Annotated in this window: 14 protein-coding genes and 1 pseudogene; 1 reads left to right on the plus strand and 14 read right to left on the minus strand. The window is 69.3% G+C overall.

Translation table 11 applies throughout. The annotated features are described in order from the left end of the window. Window positions 1–75: 75 nt before the first annotated feature. Window positions 76–813, plus strand: coding sequence for an NADPH-dependent F420 reductase (locus ACIBVL_RS32865; RefSeq protein WP_399102902.1), 738 nt, complete (start codon window positions 76–78; stop codon window positions 811–813). A gap of 189 nt (window positions 814–1,002) precedes the next feature. On the opposite strand, the gene ACIBVL_RS32870 is transcribed toward ACIBVL_RS32865, so the two are convergent. The 14 genes and pseudogenes from ACIBVL_RS32870 to ACIBVL_RS32935 all read right to left on the minus strand — a co-directional run bounded on the left by ACIBVL_RS32870 (window position 1,003) and on the right by ACIBVL_RS32935 (window position 16,097). Next, complete coding sequence (locus tag ACIBVL_RS32870; protein ID WP_399102904.1) at window positions 1,003–1,827, minus strand: hypothetical protein; 825 nt, start codon at window positions 1,825–1,827, stop codon at window positions 1,003–1,005. 324 nt (window positions 1,828–2,151) lie between these two features. Then, window positions 2,152–3,051, minus strand: a pseudogene (locus tag ACIBVL_RS32875) (2-hydroxy-3-oxopropionate reductase); the annotation flags it as partial. Between the two features lie 27 nt (window positions 3,052–3,078). Then, window positions 3,079–4,281, minus strand: coding sequence for an NAD(P)/FAD-dependent oxidoreductase (locus ACIBVL_RS32880; protein WP_399102906.1), 1,203 nt, complete (start codon window positions 4,279–4,281; stop codon window positions 3,079–3,081). Further along, window positions 4,278–5,585, minus strand: a complete 1,308-nt coding sequence (locus ACIBVL_RS32885; RefSeq protein ID WP_399102908.1) for an FAD-dependent oxidoreductase — start codon at window positions 5,583–5,585, stop codon at window positions 4,278–4,280. Before ACIBVL_RS32885 ends, ACIBVL_RS32880 begins: the two co-directional genes overlap by 4 nt. Before the next feature lie 4 nt (window positions 5,586–5,589). Next, on the minus strand, window positions 5,590–7,677 hold the full coding sequence (locus ACIBVL_RS32890; protein ID WP_399102910.1) for a molybdopterin oxidoreductase family protein: 2,088 nt from the start codon (window positions 7,675–7,677) through the stop codon (window positions 5,590–5,592). Beyond that, a complete protein-coding gene (locus ACIBVL_RS32895) occupies window positions 7,670–9,049 on the minus strand; it encodes an MFS transporter (protein ID WP_399102912.1) in 1,380 nt (459 codons plus the stop codon). Before ACIBVL_RS32895 ends, ACIBVL_RS32890 begins: the two co-directional genes overlap by 8 nt. A gap of 125 nt (window positions 9,050–9,174) precedes the next feature. Further along, a complete protein-coding gene (locus tag ACIBVL_RS32900; protein ID WP_399102913.1) occupies window positions 9,175–9,996 on the minus strand; it encodes a PAS domain-containing protein in 822 nt (273 codons plus the stop codon). Between the two features lie 20 nt (window positions 9,997–10,016). Beyond that, complete coding sequence (locus ACIBVL_RS32905) at window positions 10,017–10,754, minus strand: SDR family NAD(P)-dependent oxidoreductase (RefSeq protein ID WP_399102915.1); 738 nt, start codon at window positions 10,752–10,754, stop codon at window positions 10,017–10,019. Beyond that, window positions 10,754–10,990 (minus strand): phosphopantetheine-binding protein, encoded by a 237-nt coding sequence (locus ACIBVL_RS32910; protein WP_399102917.1) that lies wholly within the window; start codon window positions 10,988–10,990, stop codon window positions 10,754–10,756. Before ACIBVL_RS32910 ends, ACIBVL_RS32905 begins: the two co-directional genes overlap by 1 nt. Before the next feature lie 53 nt (window positions 10,991–11,043). Continuing rightward, on the minus strand, window positions 11,044–12,201 hold the full coding sequence (locus ACIBVL_RS32915; protein ID WP_399102920.1) for a cytochrome P450: 1,158 nt from the start codon (window positions 12,199–12,201) through the stop codon (window positions 11,044–11,046). Then, complete coding sequence (locus ACIBVL_RS32920) at window positions 12,189–12,653, minus strand: hypothetical protein (protein WP_399102922.1); 465 nt, start codon at window positions 12,651–12,653, stop codon at window positions 12,189–12,191. Before ACIBVL_RS32920 ends, ACIBVL_RS32915 begins: the two co-directional genes overlap by 13 nt. Window positions 12,654–12,714: 61 nt before the next feature. Next, complete coding sequence (locus ACIBVL_RS32925) at window positions 12,715–14,238, minus strand: amino acid adenylation domain-containing protein (protein WP_399103330.1); 1,524 nt, start codon at window positions 14,236–14,238, stop codon at window positions 12,715–12,717. A gap of 66 nt (window positions 14,239–14,304) precedes the next feature. Further along, window positions 14,305–14,673, minus strand: a complete 369-nt coding sequence (locus ACIBVL_RS32930; RefSeq protein WP_399102924.1) for a cupin domain-containing protein — start codon at window positions 14,671–14,673, stop codon at window positions 14,305–14,307. Between the two features lie 194 nt (window positions 14,674–14,867). After that, window positions 14,868–16,097, minus strand: a complete 1,230-nt coding sequence (locus ACIBVL_RS32935; protein WP_399102926.1) for an MFS transporter — start codon at window positions 16,095–16,097, stop codon at window positions 14,868–14,870. Window positions 16,098–16,281 lie beyond the last annotated feature (184 nt).

A 16,281-nucleotide genomic window follows, 5' to 3' on the forward strand; every position in this document is an offset into this window, starting at 1 on the left:
GCCCGGCGATCACGCCTCGACGACATCAGCATCACCCCGCCCGCAGGGGCGGTCCGACCTTCCAAGGGACAAATCATGAAAATAACTGTTATCGGCGCTGGAGCCATCGGCGGAAACCTGGCCCGCAAGCTGAGCCTGGCCGGTCACGACGTCCAGGTCGCGCACGCCCGCGGCCCCGAGGCCGTCACGGCCGAGGTGCTGGAGGCCGGGGCCCGTGCTGTGGCCTTGGACGAGTCGGTCCAGGGCCGGGACGCGATCATCCTGGCGATCCCGTTCGGGGTGGCGGGGCAGCTGGCGGACCTGTTCGCGTCGGTGCCCGCCGAGACGGTGGTCATCGACACCTCGAACTACTACCCGGGCGTCCTCAGCGGGCAGATCGAGGCGGTGGACAACGGCCAGGTGGAGAGCGTGTACACCTCCGAGCTCCTTGGCCGGCCCGTCATCAAGGCGTGGAACGCCGCGCTGGCCGAGACCCAGCGCACCCGGGGCGTTCCGGCGGGCACTCCGGGCCGCATCGCGATCCCGGTGGCCGGCGACTCAGAGGATGCGAAGAAGGTGGCCATGAGCCTGGTCGACGACACCGGCTTCGACCCCTACGACGCCGGCCCCCTGGCCGACTCCTGGCGTCAGCAGCCGATGGGCCCCGCCTACTGCACCGAGCTGACCCTCGACGAGCTCCCCGCCGCCCTGGCCGCCGCTGACCCCGTGAAGGACGGGGCCGTGCGCGACAGCATGCTCGAGCGCAGGGCAGCCCTCCCCGACAACCCCACCCTCGACGACATCGTCGAGATGAACCGCGCCGCCCACCGCTGACCGCCCCGCCCATCCGCAGGGCGACGCTCGACAGGGCCCGCAGCACCGGAGACACGACGGGACGTAAGCGACGCCCCCGCGTGCCCCGCGCCGCGGCCCCGCGAGACTGCGGCGCATGGCTGCCCGCCGGTCGCACGATGGGTGAGGTCGGGTTCGGCTGACGTGCGACAGCCCGGTCGTCCTGCCTTGTCAGCGGCGAGTCGGTTGCAGGCGCTCGATTCGGTCAAGGTCGCCAGCGAGAAGGCTCCGGTGGCTGATGGTGAAGTCTCCGTTGAGGAGGGTCTGCCCTTCGCCGTAGTACCGGCCCACAACGGCGGTGGGAAGGAAGGCGCGCAGGCTGTGGCGCATGTTCCTGGGGTAGTCGACGGGTTCGCCCCAGCCGGCAGGGGCTTGGTCGGTGGAGAGCAGGACCCAGTGGTCCACGGTCACGGCGGCGTCGAGGTCCGGTGCCGCTCCGGTGTGGCTGTCCAGGGCCGGCACGGTCAACTGGTCGGGGTCGAGGGGCGGGTACCACAGCAGCAGGGGCTTGGCGCGTTGCGCGTCGGCGTTGTCGAAGCAGCACACGGCGATGGTGTGGTCAGGAAAGTGGTCGGCGTAGAAGCGCAGGAGGTCCGGGTCGAGGTCAGGGCGGCGGTGCAGCGGCACTTGTCGCAGCGCGGTGGGGACCGCGGTGGGGTCGGTGGCCAGGAGCACCGTGTAGACGTCGTGGTCGAAGACCTGGACGGGCTGCGGTTCCGCGCTCATCCACGCGATGTCGTCGGCTCCGGCGGCGACGGGTTCGACAGCGGCGACCATACGGCGCAGGACGTCGCCGGTGCGCCCAGCGGAGAGGAAGTGCCTGGGGGTGAGCTGCGTGGTGGGCAGGTGCAGCAGCATGGCGTTCGGGCCGTCCGCCAGATTGACGGCGGTGTTCTGGTAGCCCAGGACGTGGATCAGGCCATGCACGGGGTGGTGCTGCCTTCCGCAGTACACGATCGTGCCGGAGAACGCGGCTTCACCCGTCGAGATGCACATGGCGGAAAGGTACCGCTCAACCGTGTGAGCGCGCCGTCCTGGATGACACTGCCTCTCTCGCCCAGAGAGCATCCATACCCGTCGGCCGGCAGAACCCCGCTCATCCGGACCGCCGTCGCGGCAGTGGCGGCGATCGCCGACGACAGCGCCACCGTGATCGTGGCGAAGTGAGACTCCGCCACGGCCGTCTGGAGTACGCGGGGGTTGCTCAGGAGCGGTCGTGATTCGAACTTCACCCCGACCGAGGCGGAAGCCGTCGAATGGCCCACCGGAGAGATCTGACCACGCGTCGCACATACCCACCGGAGGTGCTGGACGTATCTCCTACTCCTGCGGTCGTCGGTGTCCGCTCAGGAGTTCGACGCCACGCAGCAGGGCGGAGTGATCGAGCTCTCCGTCTCCGCGGGCCACGGCGGACGCCATGAGCTGCGCGGCGATGCTGCCGAGGGGGATGGCGGCACCCATGGCACGTGCGGTGTCGGTGACGATGCCCATGTCCTTGTGGTGGAGGCCCATCTTGAAGCTGGGCGTGTAGTCGCGGTTCAGGAAGGTGGTCTTCTTGCGGGTGAGCACGTTTGAGCCGGCGAGGCCGCCGCTCAGTACCTCGAGGGCGGCTTCGAGATCCACGCCCGACTTCTCGAGGAAGACCACGGCTTCCGCGCACGCCTGAATGTTGATCGCAAGAATCAGCTGGTTGGCGGCTTTCACCGTCTGACCGAGACCATGCAGGCCGCAGTGTGTGATGGTCCTGCCGAGAGCCTCGAGGACGGGCCTTGCCTCCTCGACGTCGTCGGCCTCACCGCCGACCATGATCGACAGGGTGCCTTCGATCGCACCGGTCTCACCGCCGGCGACCGGGGCGTCGAGGACACGGATTCCGTGTGCGGCGCCGTTGCGGGCAAGCTTGATCGAACTCTGCGGAGCGACGGTGGACATGTCGACCAGCAGAGACCCCGGCCGGGCGTTGGCCAGGATTCCCTCGGGGCCGTAAGCGACCTCCTCGACCTGGGGCGCGTCCGGAAGCACGGTGATCACCACATCGGCGTCGCGGACCGCCTCGCGTATCGACGCGGCGGTTCGTCCGCCTGCCGCACACAGAGGCCCGGCCTTGTCGTCGCTGCGGTTCCAGCCGTACACGGTGTATCCGGCTTTGCACAGGTTGACAGCCATCGGGCTGCCCATCGTGCCGAGGCCGAGAAAACCGATCGTCTTCAACGCGAAGCTCCTTTGTGAGGGCGAGTGAGGGAGGAATCAGGGCAGGAGCAGTTGCTCCAGGTCCGTGGGTGGCCGGCGGCCGACCAGGGACCGGACCGTCGCCCACGAGCCGGTGTCGCCTGCGAGGATTCCCCCCAGCAGGTCACCGCTGTGCCGGCTCAGAAGGATCTTGGCGTAGCGGTCGGATCCTTCGGCGAAGACGGCTTCGACCGCGCGGCCGTCGTCGGGACGGGTGGAGCCGAAGGTGGCGACCTTCACGCCGAGAAGCTTCAGGGTGGTTGAGGTGTCGGTGTCGTTGAAGGGCTCGGCGGTACGGCCAGCCAGCTGGCGCGCCACACTGTCGGCCATGCGGTATCCGGGAGCGACCAGGCCGTAACAGCGCCCGTTCACGGCAGCGCACTCACCGATGGCCCATACCCGCTCGTCAGCGGTGCGGCAGAGATCGTCGACGACGATGCCACCGCGCTCGCCGCACTCGAGGTCCATCGTGTCGGCCAGCTCGTCCCGCGGTCGTACGCCTGCGGCGAAGACCACCACGTCGGCCTCCAGAACCGTCCCGTCCGAGAGCGTGACGGCGCGCACCGTGCCGTCGCTCCCGGGATCGATCGAAGCCGTGGCCGTGCCGCAGTGCACCCGCAGGCCGAGCCCGGTGACACGGCGGAGAAGCACGCGAGCGGCGCCCGCGTCGAGCTGCGCCGGCATCAAGTGAGGGGCGGTTTCCACGACGTGGGGGCGCATGCCCAGCAGACGCAGGGCGTTCGCTGCCTCCAGGCCGAGGAGTCCGCCTCCGATGACGACGCCCGTGCGCCCGGGACGCGCGGCGGCGCGTAGGGCGTCGAGGTCGCCGAAGGTGCGGTACACGAAGCAGCCGGTCAGGTCGTGGCCGGGAACCGGGGGAACGAACGGACGCGAGCCGGTGGCCAGGACCAGGGCGTCGTAGGGGATCGGGTCGCCGTGGGCTGTCCGGGCCGTGCGGGCGGTCCGGTCCACCGAAACGACAGGGCAGCCCAGTAAGAGATCCACCCGTGGGTCGTTGAGGAGGTCCGCTCCGGCAAGGGTGAGGTCACTCTTGCTCTTGCCGTCCAGGTACGAGGAGAGGCCGACTCGGTCGTAGGCGGGGTAGTGCTCCTCGCCCGCGATGACGATGCGCCAGAGGTGGTCGGTGTCCAGGGACCTGAGCCGGTCGACGAGCCGGTGGCCGACCATGCCGTGTCCGACGACGACGAGCGTGCGCGTCACGATGCCTTCTCCAGTTCGCTTTCGTCGCTGGGCTCTTGAGCCCAGGTGTCGCACAGTTCCTCCACCAGCTGGACGCAGCCGCCGCATCCGGTCGTGGCCCGGGTGGTGGCGGCGAGCGCCGTGACCGTGCGCCTGCCCGCCTGCCACGCCCGCAGCAGTGCCTGCCGCGAGACGTTGTTGCACAGGCAGATCGGAGCGTCGTCATCGACCCTGGTGCTGCCCGATGTCTGCCGGGGCGGCAGCTCCAGCAGCAGGCCCAGCCGGTCGGACGGAAGGCGCTGACCGTGCCGGTGGAGGTGCCCGATCGTGGCGATGGCCCGCGGCAGCCCGAACAGTACGGCGGCGACCACGTACTCGTCCCGCAGTGCGAGACGCGCGTAGCGCTGGTTGACCCTGTCAGTGAGGCAGACCAGCCGAGTACCGGGCTGTTCCCAGTCGGCGGGTGAGCCGATGCTGGACACCTCCACGGCATCGGAGCGCAGACGCAGCCCTGCCGACCGCGGACGGTAGACAGCGGGGCGGCCGGTGAGAATCCCGGCAAGGGCTTCGGCCTGTTCCAGGGCGGTGTGGAGGCCGGCCGTGATCCGGCCATCGTGTTCGGCGCAGCCGCCGACGGCGTGGATGGCCGGGTCACTGGTGCGCAACCGGTCGTCGACCACGATGCCGTCATGAACGTCCAGACCCGTGTCCCGGGCCAGCCGGGTGTCCGGAACGGTGCCTGTACACAGGACGAGAGTGTCAGCGCGGAGCGTGATGTCGTCCTCCAGGAGGAGGTGGCCCGGTACGCGGCGCAGCGCGCTCTTTCCGCCGACCACGCTGATACCGGCCTGCTCCAGCTTCTCGGAGAGCATGCTGCTGCAGGTTTCGCCCAGTTGTTCATAGAGGGGATGGGGGGCTGCGCAGACCAAGGTGGTCCTGAGACCGCGGGCGGCCAGCGTGCCCGCTGTTTCCACCGCGAAGGGCCCCTCACCGAGGACGACGACGGTGTCGCCGGTGATCCGAACCGTGTGGGCGGCCGTGGCCGGCGCGACGACGCCCTCTGCGAGGTGCCCTTCGCCGCTGGTCAGGCCGGGGATGTCAGGGATCACTGGCCGGGCCTCCTGGGCAAGGACCAGGATGTCGTAGGAGTACGCGACCTCCGCCCCGCTCACCTGCGTCAGTACCCGGTGCTGTTCCGGCTCGACAACGCAGGTCTCGGGTTCGGCCGTCAGGACGGTGACCGTTTGCTCATCACCGTGGTGGCGCATGCGTTCGACGAACCGTCGGACCACCGGTCCGCTGCCGAGGACAAGGACCATGCTCATGGCGTCACTCCTGGTGGGGGGCAACCCGCACGGCGCACACCTTGAACTCGGGCATGCCGCTGTGCGGGTCCAGAGCCGGGTGGGTGAACAGGTTGGCCCGGCCTTCGCCGGGAAAGTGGAAGGGCACGAACACGGTGTCCAGACGCATCGTCGGATCCAGCCTGACCCGGGCGGTCATGCTGCCGCGCGTGGAGGTGACCGTGGCGAGGCCCCGTTCGGACAGGCCGCACCGGGCCGCGGTGTCGGGGTGGACCTCGACGAAGGGCTCGGGGACGGCTTCCGTAAGCTCCGCGACCCGGCGGGTCTGGGCGCCCGACTGATAGTGCGCCAGGACTCTGCCGGTCGTGGCGTACAGGGGATGGGCGGAACTGGTCTCCTCCGCCGGCCCCCAGTAGTCCACGTCCGCGAAACGGGCTCTGCCGTCGGGGTGCGCGAACCGGTCCAGGAACAGCCTGGGCGTGCCGGGGTGCGGGCCGGGAGTGTCCGGGCAGGGCCAGTGCAGGACCTCCCCGGCGTCCAGACGTTCGTACGAGATGCCCGAATAGTCGGCCCTTCCTCCACGGGACGCGGCACGCAGCTCCTCGAAGACCTGGCGCGGATCTGTCGGGTAGCGGCTCGCCGGTTCGCCCAGTCGCACGGCGAGGCCGTGCAGCACCTCCAGGTCGCTGCGAACACCCGGCGCGGGCGGCAGCAGCGCCCGTCGCCGCAGGATGCGGCCTTCGAGGTTGGTCAGGGTTCCCTCCTCCTCGGCCCACTGCGTGACAGGCAGCACCACGTCGGCCATGCGAGCCGTTTCGGAGGGGACGAAGTCGGCCACGACCAGCAGATCCAGGGACGCCAGCCGCTCGGTCACGTGCGCGGAGTGCGGGGCCGACACAGCGGGGTTGGAGCCGAGGACCAGCAGTCCGCGTGGCCCCCGCTCGCCGCCCAGGGCGTCCAGGAGCTCGTACGCGGTGCGTCCGGGGCCCGGCAGATCGTCCGGTGCCACACCCCACACACGGGCCACGTGGGCGCGCGCCCCGGGATCGGTGAGGGAGCGGTAGCCGGGCAACTGGTCCGCCTTCTGCCCGTGTTCCCGGCCGCCCTGACCGTTGCCCTGGCCGGTCAGGCAGCCGTACCCGCTGCCGCGCCGCCCCGGCAGGCCGAGGGCGAGCGTGAGGTTGATGAACGCCGCGACGGTGTCGGTGCCGTCGCTGTGCTGCTCCACGCCCCGGCCGGTCAGGACGTACGCGTTCGGCGCTTCGGCGAGCATCCGCACCGCTCGGCGCTGTGCCCCGGCCGGGACACCGGTGAGCTCCTCGACCCGCTCCGGCCACCACGCCATGGCGCGCTGTGCTGCGGCAGTGAAGCCGTGAGTGCGCTCATGGACGTAGTCCTGGTCGGTCAGCCCGTCCGCGACGGCTACGTGCAGCAGGCCGAGGGCGAGCGCGAGGTCGGTGCCGGGCGCAGGCTGCAGGTGCAGCGCCGCGCGCTGGGCCGTGGCGGTGTGCCGAGGATCGATGACGATGAGCTGAGCCTGCTCCAGGTGCTGCATCAGCGGCGGCATGGTCTCGGCGACGTTCGCCCCCGCCAGCAGTACGGTCTGTGCGCTCCTGAGATCGGTGACCGGGAAGGGCAGGCCCCGGTCGACGCCGAACGCCGCGTTGCCGGCCGCCGCGGCGGACGACATGCAGAACCGGCCGTTGTAGTCGATCTGGCTGGTGCCCAGGGCCAGGCGGGCGAACTTGCCGAGCAGGTACGCCTTCTCGTTGGTCAGGCCACCGCCGCCGAAGACCGCCGTGCCGTCCGGGCCGTGCTCGGCGCGGATCCTGTGCAGCCCCTCCGCCACGGTGTCCAGCGCCATGTCCCAGGAGGCCTGCCTGAGGCGGCCGTCGGAACCGCGGACCAGCGGCCGGGTCAGCCGGTCCGCCGCGGTGAGGACCTCGGTGGCGGTCCAGCCCTTCTGGCACAACCGGCCCCGGTTGACGGGGAAGTCCGCCGGCCGCACCTTGACTCCGACATCCAGGTCACCGTGCAGGTGGGTGCCGCACTGCAGGGCGCAGTACGGGCAGTGGGTGTTCGTCTCGGGTATGGGCGCGGGCAGTTCAGACACGGCTGGTTTCCTTCACTGCGTCAGCGGCCTTCCGGACCGGGACCGGAATACGGCGCAGGTACACGGCGCGGATCACGGCGAGACACAGTGCGTAGTAGGCGAGGAACGCGACGAACGCGGGTGTGCCGGAGCCGGCTGCGCCGGTGTAGGAGAGCTTGAAGACGAGGTTGATGGCGGCACCGCCGAGCGCGCCGATCGCACCCGCGATGGCGATGACCGCGCCGGACAGGCGGCGTGCCCGGGCGAAGGCGGCGCTCGCGTCGCGGCCGGAGGTGATCTCGGCCTCGGCCTTCTGCGCGAAGACGGCGGGGATCATCTTGTACGTCGAGCCGTTGCCGAGGCCGCTGAGCACGAAAAGGGCGGTGAAGCCGCCGACGAACAGGCCGAAGGAGCCCCGCCCGGCCGCCGCGATGAGGACGACGGTGCCGGCGGCCATGCCGAGGAAGTTCCAGAGCGTCACCCGCGCGCCGCCCATCCGGTCGGCCAGCCAGCCGCCGAGGGGCCGGAAGAACGATCCCAACAGGGGGCCGAGGAAGGTGTAACCGACGGCCTCCCTGGGTGAGGCTCCGAACTCGTTCTGCAGGACGAGGCCGAAGGCGAAGCCGTAGCCGATGAACGAGCCGAACGTGCCGATGTAGAGCAGCGAGATCCACCAGGTGTCGCGGTCCCGGGCGGCCTCGCGCTGGGCGCCGGGCGCGGCCCGTACGGCGTCGACGTTGTCCATCTTCCACGCTGCCAGCAGCGAGACCAGCACGATCAGGGGCAGGTACGCGGCGGCGAGGTACGAGGGATGGGTGTCGCCCGCGACGGCGATGACCAGGAGCCCGATCAGCTGGACCGCCGCGACACCGAGGTTTCCGCCGCCCGCGTTGAGACCGAGCGCCCAGCCCTGGTGGCGCTGCGGGAAGAAGGCGGTGATGTTGGTCATGGAGGAGGCGAAGTTCCCTCCCCCGACACCCGCGAGAGCGCCGATGACCAGGAACACCCACAGCGGGGTGCCGGGCCGCTGCACGAAGTACACGGCCAGCAGCGTGGGCACGAGCAGGATTCCGGTGGCGAACACGGTCCAGGTCCGTCTGCCGAACCGGGTCACCGCGTAGCTGTAGGGGAGCCGCAGCAGGGCGCCCACGACGGTGGGCGTGGCCACCAGGAGGAACTTCTCACCGGGGTTGAAACCGAGACCGATCTTTGGCGACATGAACAGGACGAGGACGGACCACAGGGTCCATACCGAGAATCCCACGTGCTCGGAGAGGACGGAGAGGATCAGGTTGCGGCGGGCGACCCGGTGGCCTCCCCGGTGCCAGGCGTCCTCGTCCTCGGGATCCCAGCCGGTGAGCCAGCCGCCCTGGCGGGTAGATGCGTGAGCCATGTGCACTTCCGTGTGTATCGGGCCTCGTGGGCACGGAAAGGCCCCGGCGAGGGTTGCTCGCCGGGGCCCGGCGTCAGTGGTGCGCAGCGCCGTCCTCGTGGAGCGGCGGATCACTTCACGGATGCTCAGAAGCTGAGGTCCAGCGCCTTCACCTTGTCCCGCTCGCGGCCCGGGTGGCTGTCGGGGAAGACGAAGCAGCGGGTGTTCTTCAGCTTGTCGTTCTCGACCTTGGCGGTGGAGAAGATCACGACCGGTACCCGCTGACCCTTGTTGAGGAAGTCCGCGCGGAAGTCGATGATCGGCGCGTCCTCGCCCCAGCGGCCCAGGAAGTCCTCCACGACGTCCTGGTCGGCGTAGATCCGCCTGATGTGGTGCCCGACGTAGGTGTCCGGCTGTCCGCTCGCCCCGACGATGGCGATGTCCTTCCAGTTGGCGTGGGCGACCGTGCCGTCCTCCTCGATCAGGTGGATGGCGACGGGGCAGGTGTCGTAGTACGCCTGGATGAACGGGACCGCTTCCGCGCCGACGGGCGTGTACGAGTCGCTGGGCCGGTCCACCCGGTCGATCCACGCCTGGGCGGTGGAGGAGCCCTCACCCGGTGCGGGGGAGGGGGTCGGGTGGGTGGTGACCGGGCGCAGGGCCCAGAAGCCGTACGTCTTGCCGTCGACCTCGCCGAAGCCGATGTTGGCGTACCCGGACGGGAAGTCGGGGTCCGAGAAGGTCGCCTCCCGGTTCTCCACCGGAGCGCCGGCCTTTGCAAGGGCGTCGTAGTCATCGATGCCCAGCGCGCCGGCGACCTTGCTGCCGACCGCGGCGTTGTCCGCGAGGAGGTCCGTGGCGGCCTTGTTCGCCATCACCACGGCACCGGCGGCGTCGGTGATCACCATGCCGGGGGAGGCCCAGTTGAACAGGTCGAGAAGCTGCTCGGAGGAGGGGTAGCGGGACATGGGTGTGTGCCTTTCTGTGGTTACAGAACCTTGCGGCTGTAGTTGAAGACCTGACCGGTGGGTCCGTTCGACGGGAACTCGGCGATGGCGACGATCCACTCCGCCACGGTGCGCGGCGCCTTGAGCCAGTCCGTTCCGAATCCCGCGTTGATGGCGCGGATGATCTGGTCGTTCACCTCGCCATCCAGCCCGGCCATCGTCATGGCGGTCGCCACGGGGCCGGGACGTACCTCGTTCGCCACGACGCCGTCGTCGGCGAACTCGACCGAGCACGCTCGCATCAGCGTGGTCATGGCGGCTTTGCTGGCCGCGTAGGCCCAGCGTTCGGGGGCGTAGCCGTTGGCCAGGCTCGCTCCGACGAACGTCAGTGAGCCGCCGCGCCGGGCCAGCAGCGGAGCCGTCACCTGGATGAGGTTCAGCGCCGTGCGGACGTTGGTCTCGTAGGTGTCCGCCGCCACCTGCCACTCGACCTTCACCAGGTCCGCCGGATCCGGTGAGGCGCCGGCGTTGAGCACCACGGCGTCGACCCCGTCCGCGGTGACATCGGCCGCCGAGGCGAAGGCGGTCCGTACGGCGTCGCCGTCGCGCAGGTCGGCGACGAGGTCGACGTAGCCCCCTTCCTCGGCGAGGCCCGGGTTGCCGCGCCGGGACAGGCCGATGACGGTGTATCCGCGCCGCAGGAACTCAGTGGCCACGGCCGCGCCGATCCCCGACGAGGTTCCGGAGACCACCGCCGCCCTGGAGGTGTCCGCCCCCATCAGGCAGCCTGGAAGACGGCCGCGTCGATGGCCTTGAGCGTGCGCATCGACTCGATGCTGATCACGCCCGGGTCGAGCTTCTGCCCGTGCAGGCGCTCGATCTCGATCACCATCTGGACGAACTGGAGGCTCGTCACCACACCGGACTGGATCAGGTCCGTGTCGTCCCGGATGTCGAGCGGCTTCTCGTGAAGGCCGTCGAGCCACTTGCGCAGCGAGGCTATCTTGCTTTCCACCGTGCCCTCTTTCTCTTGTGCTGCAACTGGTTCTGGACTGGACGCCGAACGCATTACTTCGCCCTGAACTCGACGGAGAAGTCGGCGGGATGGGAGAACGACTGGCTCTCCATGCCGAGGCGGTCGCGGGTGATCACCACATCCGAGCAGCGCTGGGCGATCTCCTCGATGAGCAGTGAGAACTCCGTCTTGGCGAGCATGGCTCCCGGGCAGGCGTGCGCTCCGACCGCGAAGGGGATCGAGCCCTTCGGGCTTCTGCCGGTGCGGAACCGGTCGGGATGGTCGAAGACCCGGGGGTCCCGGTTGGCTCCGGCGATCGAGGCCAGTACCGCCGAGTGCCGGGGCACGTCCACGCCGTGCAGGGTCAGGTCCTCACACGCGAACCGGACGATCGTCTGCACGGGCGGGTAGAGCCGCAGGACCTCTTCGATGAAGTCGTCCCGGGCCGCCTCGTCGCGAAGCTCTTCCAGGCCGAAGATGCCGCGCCCCATGCAGTACACGAGCGAGGTGATGAACGCGCTGCTGGTCTCGGTGCCGGCCAGGAAGAACAGCAGTGCCGTCGAGCGCACTTCGCTGTCCGTCAGTGAGATGCCCTTGCGGTCCCGGGTCCGCTCGATCGTCTCCAGCAGGGAACGCCCGCCGCCTCTCCCGGCCGCCCGCTGTTCCTCGATCAGCCGCAGCAGCTCGGCGACGTTGGCGTGCGTCTGGTCCGTCTCCCGGGTGGGATAGTCCAGCAGCTGCGCCAGTGGGCGGGTCAGCTCGTGGAACCGGTCCTCCAGCGAGGCGTCGATACCGAGGATCGTGCACACGATTCCGTACGGCACCTTGTGCGCGAAGGAGTTGTAGAAGTCGTCGGTCCCGACGCCCGCGATGCCGTCGACCAGGTCGCGGACGAGCCCCGGCATCAGCGACTGCCGGTACTCGGCGACGCGTCCGGCGGACAGGATCGGGGCGAGGAGGGCCCTGAAGGCCCGGTGGCTCGGCCCGTCGGCGTCGAGCACGTTGGGGCCGAAGGCACGTGCACTGGCTTTCAGCGGGTGTTCGGCCACGATCGAGGGGTGGGAGAGTGCCTCCTGCACGGCCGCGTTGCCCGTCACCGCGAACAGGCCGTCGTCCAGTTGGTGCACGTCGGACTCGGCCGGCAGGTGCCGGTACCAGTACGGCTGTGACAGCAGGTGCGCCGGGGACTCCACGGTTGCTACGCCGGGCATGTCACATGCCCCCCGACGCCCAGTCCGGCGATGCCGGCCAGCAGTCGCATCGCCGCGAGCCACTCGTCGTCGGTCAGTCCCATGGAGCCGGGTGCCGTGTAGAACGCGGTGAGCGATCCGCTCCTGCCGCCCGGAACCAGTATTTTGCAATGGAAAACTGTATTTCCTCGATTTCCTCCGGGAGGTACAGGAGGAACGGCCTCGGTTCCGGCAAGACCGACCAGTCCGTCGCTGCCCAGGGCCAGGCTTCCGAAGACGATGGCTGTTTCCGGGGTGAAGTTCCGCCGGATGAGTTCGAAGGCCAGTTTGAGACGCTCGTCGGGGTCCTGTTGGGTCGTGTACCGGTCGAGGAGGGCGTTCGCCGCTTCTATGACTCGCTCCATCCGGCGTTTGCTCTGAATGGATTCGAGCGCGACGGAGAATCTCTCTTCGGTGAGGTTCTGGGTACTCAAGATTCGATTCCTTGCCTGTGCACGGGTTTGGCACGTGTGCTTCGGGAATCCGAAGGTGCGCTCAGGATGTGTAGCCGAAGCGCGCGGAGAGCTCTCGCTTGTTGATTTTCGTGTTCTCCAGGAGCGGCATGGAGGAGACGAAGTGCACTTTGGCGGGCACCATGTAGGCGGGCAGGGTTTCCCTGAGCCGGCCCTGCATTTCCAGCTCGGTCATGGCCTGGTGCGGCCGCTCGGCGAACAGGATGATGCGGGGCGTTCCATTGCGGTCGGGGATCGGCATGATGACCGACCGGGTGCTGCCCAGAGTGCGGACGGCCGACTCGATCTCGGCCGGCTCGATTCGATGGCCGGCGATTTTGATCTGGGCGTCCTTGCGGCCCACGAAGTGGAGGACGCCGGAGTCGTCCATCCAGCCGTGATCACCGGTCAGATAGACGGGGACCTCCGCCCCGTCGACCATGACCTGCCGGAACACGCGGGCCGTCTGGCCGGGCGCGTTCAGGTAGCCGAGGGCGAGCCCTGCGCCGCCGATGGCGACCTCGCCCGTCTCACCCCGGGCAACCGGAGTGCCGTCGCGTGTGATGTACAGCTCCGTACCGGGCACGGGAAGACCGGCCGGGATGGCGTTCGCCGCGTCCGTGTCGGTGCCGGTGATGCGGTGGACCGTGGCGAACACGCAGGATTCGACGGGGCCGTAGCCGTTGTACAGCTCGATGTCCGGGTAGACGTCGAGCAGCTTCCGGCAGTTGGCCGGAGAGGGTTTGTCCCCGCCGAGGAGCACGGCCCGCAGACCGCCGAGGCAGCCGATGTCGCCGTGCGCGATCACGTCGAAGAGCGAGGGTGTGAGGAAGAGGTGGGTGGCGCCCAGGTCGCCGACGTAGGCGCGGATCGCGGGCGGCAGCAGGAGGTCCTCCTCGTGCACGAGGACGGTTCCGCCGGTGAGCAGCATGCCCCACAGCTCCAGCGTGAAGGCGTCCCAGGCGACTGCCGCCCCGTGGATCATCACCGGATCTCCGCCGAAGTCCATGAAGGCGTCCGGGGTGAACAGTCGCGTGGTGGCCCGGTGCGGGGACAGGACCGCCTTGGGGCTGCCGGTGCTTCCCGAGGTCCAGAACAGGGTTGCGCAGGCCTCCGGCGGGACACGGGGCAGGTCGGCGGGTGCTTCCGGGACCGCGGCCGGTTGCCGCAGGTCGTCGAAGGTGGTGTGGCCGATGTCGGCCCGGTCGAGGTGGGCGGAACCGGCGGCGTCCGCCAGCACGACTGGGGGGCGCATGCTGCGCAGTAACGGGGTGATGCGGGTAATCGGCCACCTGACGTCCAGGACGGCGTAGGCTCCGCCGGCCATGAGCACGCCCAGCAGGGCGGCGGCCAGGTCCGGTGACCTGCGGGCCACGACAGGGACGATGCTGCCGGGCCGCACGCCGCGGCCGATCAGGCGGTGGGCGATCCGCCGGGATGCGGTCGCGAGTTCTGCGTAGGTCACCGCCCGATCTGCGGTGATGACGGCATTCCGTTCCGGGAATTCCCGTGCGACCTGCTCGAATGCCTCGTGGATGGTTGTCTGTGAATTGGCCCTTCCGTACATGCTGCTACGCACGTTTGATCCCCCATCGGCGTAGTCGGTGAGGAGCGGCGGATTTACATGCGGGCCTTAGTCGAATTTCATCGAGGACGGGATGATCGAACCGGGTGCGAGGTCGAGCCGCGGGGGAGCGGAGAACTCCATGAGGACGGCTCCTTCCTCTCCGACGAAGGTGGCCGTGTGCCGCTGACGTGACGGGATGTAGGCCACGTCGCCGGCGTTTAGTTCGTACTCGGTCCCCTCGCAGACGAAGCGAATGGAGCCCTCGGTGACCACGACCCATTGCTCGTTCTCGTGCCAGTGCGGCGGGAGGTTCAGGTCTCCGGACTGGTCGGCGACCACCTTGAGGCAGGACATCTCCTGCCCGAACGCGAAGCGTCGTGACAGCGCAATCCCCTCGGCCTTGAGTTCCTCGTGCTCGTCCCAGTTGATCTTCATCAGGTTTCTCCTTGCTGATTCACAGGTTGGCCGGTCCGGGACCTTTTGGGTCGGGTGGACATAGCCTTTAGGACGTTTCTCGAGCCGCATCTGACAGTACGTAGCTACGTAGTTACTTTCAACGGCCATCTCATATTTCGGGCACCGGAGTAACGGTCAGGCAGGCGTTCGTGCTTGCAAAGTGGCCGAGATTTCTATTGTGCGCCGGTGGTATTCGTCGCCTCGACCCGCTCCGATGAAGATGCGTCCGGCGTGTCCAGAACGCGGTCGGGAAGGCGCAGGGCCAGGGCGACGGGGACGACGAAGACGAGGAGCAGGGCGTAGAAGGCCGCCCGCAGGCCACTGGAATCGGCCAACCATCCGAACGCGGGGGAGCACAGGCCGCCCGCCGCCATGGCCAGACCCAGCGTCAGCCCGCTGGCCGTGCCCGGGCGGTGGGGCAGATAGTCCTGCGCGAGCGTGACCTGTGCGGCGAACGGTACGAACATGGCGGCGCCGAACGCCACGGCGCTCACCAAGAGGACCGGGAAGGTCGGCGCCCAGGCGACGCCCAGCAGGGCCGGCAGTGCCACCAGGTAGCCCACGCGCACCGAGGTCATCCGGCCGTACCGGTCGCCGACCCAGCCGCCCAGCAGTGTGCCCACGGCACCGGCGGCCGTGTACGAGGTGAGCGCGGCGGCACCGGCCGCCGACGACTGCCCCAGGTCGCGCTGCGCGTGCAGGGACACCATCGACGTGACGGTGACGAAGGGGATGGACCACCCGATGATGACGGCCACCAGCCGGCCGAAGGCACGCCAGTCGTCGGCCTGCCGCGCGCCGTGCGCCGACGACTTCGCGGCGGCTCCGGTCACCAGCGGGGCCGCCTCGACATGGCCCCGAGATCGCATCCACGGTCCCTTGAGGCCCCACAGAACTGCCATGACCAGGGCCGGGACGGCCAACAGGTAACTCCTGTCGAATCCCGCCGACCCGATCACGAGGGTGACCAGCGAGGGCGCGATCGCGCCGCCGACCGTGCCGCCGACGGAGAAGATGCTCATGGCCTTCTGCGAGGAACCTCCCGCGGCTCGTGCCTGGCTGGTCGCGGGCGGATGGTAGGCCGCGATGCCGATCCCGGCCAGCGCGACACAGAGCCAGGTGACCGGATAGTTCCCGGACAGTCCGGCCGCGACGACGCCCAGTGCGGCAGTGATGAAGCCCGCCGGGACCAGCCAGGTCCGCGGCCTGCGGTCGGAGAGGACGCCGAACAGCGGCTGGAACAGGCTGGAAACGCCGCTCGCCGCGAACGCGAGGCCGGAGACCGCGGCGTAGCTGTAGTCGCGCTCGGACATCAGGAAGGGCAGCATCGCGGGGATCGCGCCCTGATACAGGTCGTTGACCGCGTGCGTGCCGGTCAGGAAGCCGAGTTGCCCTTTTTTCATGAAACGTCTGCCTCGATCGCTGGGTGACGTGAAACCCTCAGGTCCTCAGGTCCTCTGAGGTGTTGCTGGTGTTACCTTAGCGAGAGCTGCCGGGCGCGGAAAGTCCATGCCCGTCAAGCGCGTTGGGCCTACTTCGCCCGCTGTACCCCCCTGCGCTCCCCGCCGCCCGAACGAGAGGCCGCAG

This window comes from Streptomyces sp. NPDC049687 (genome assembly GCF_044465285.1).
In the GTDB taxonomy this organism is placed as follows: domain Bacteria; phylum Actinomycetota; class Actinomycetes; order Streptomycetales; family Streptomycetaceae; genus Streptomyces.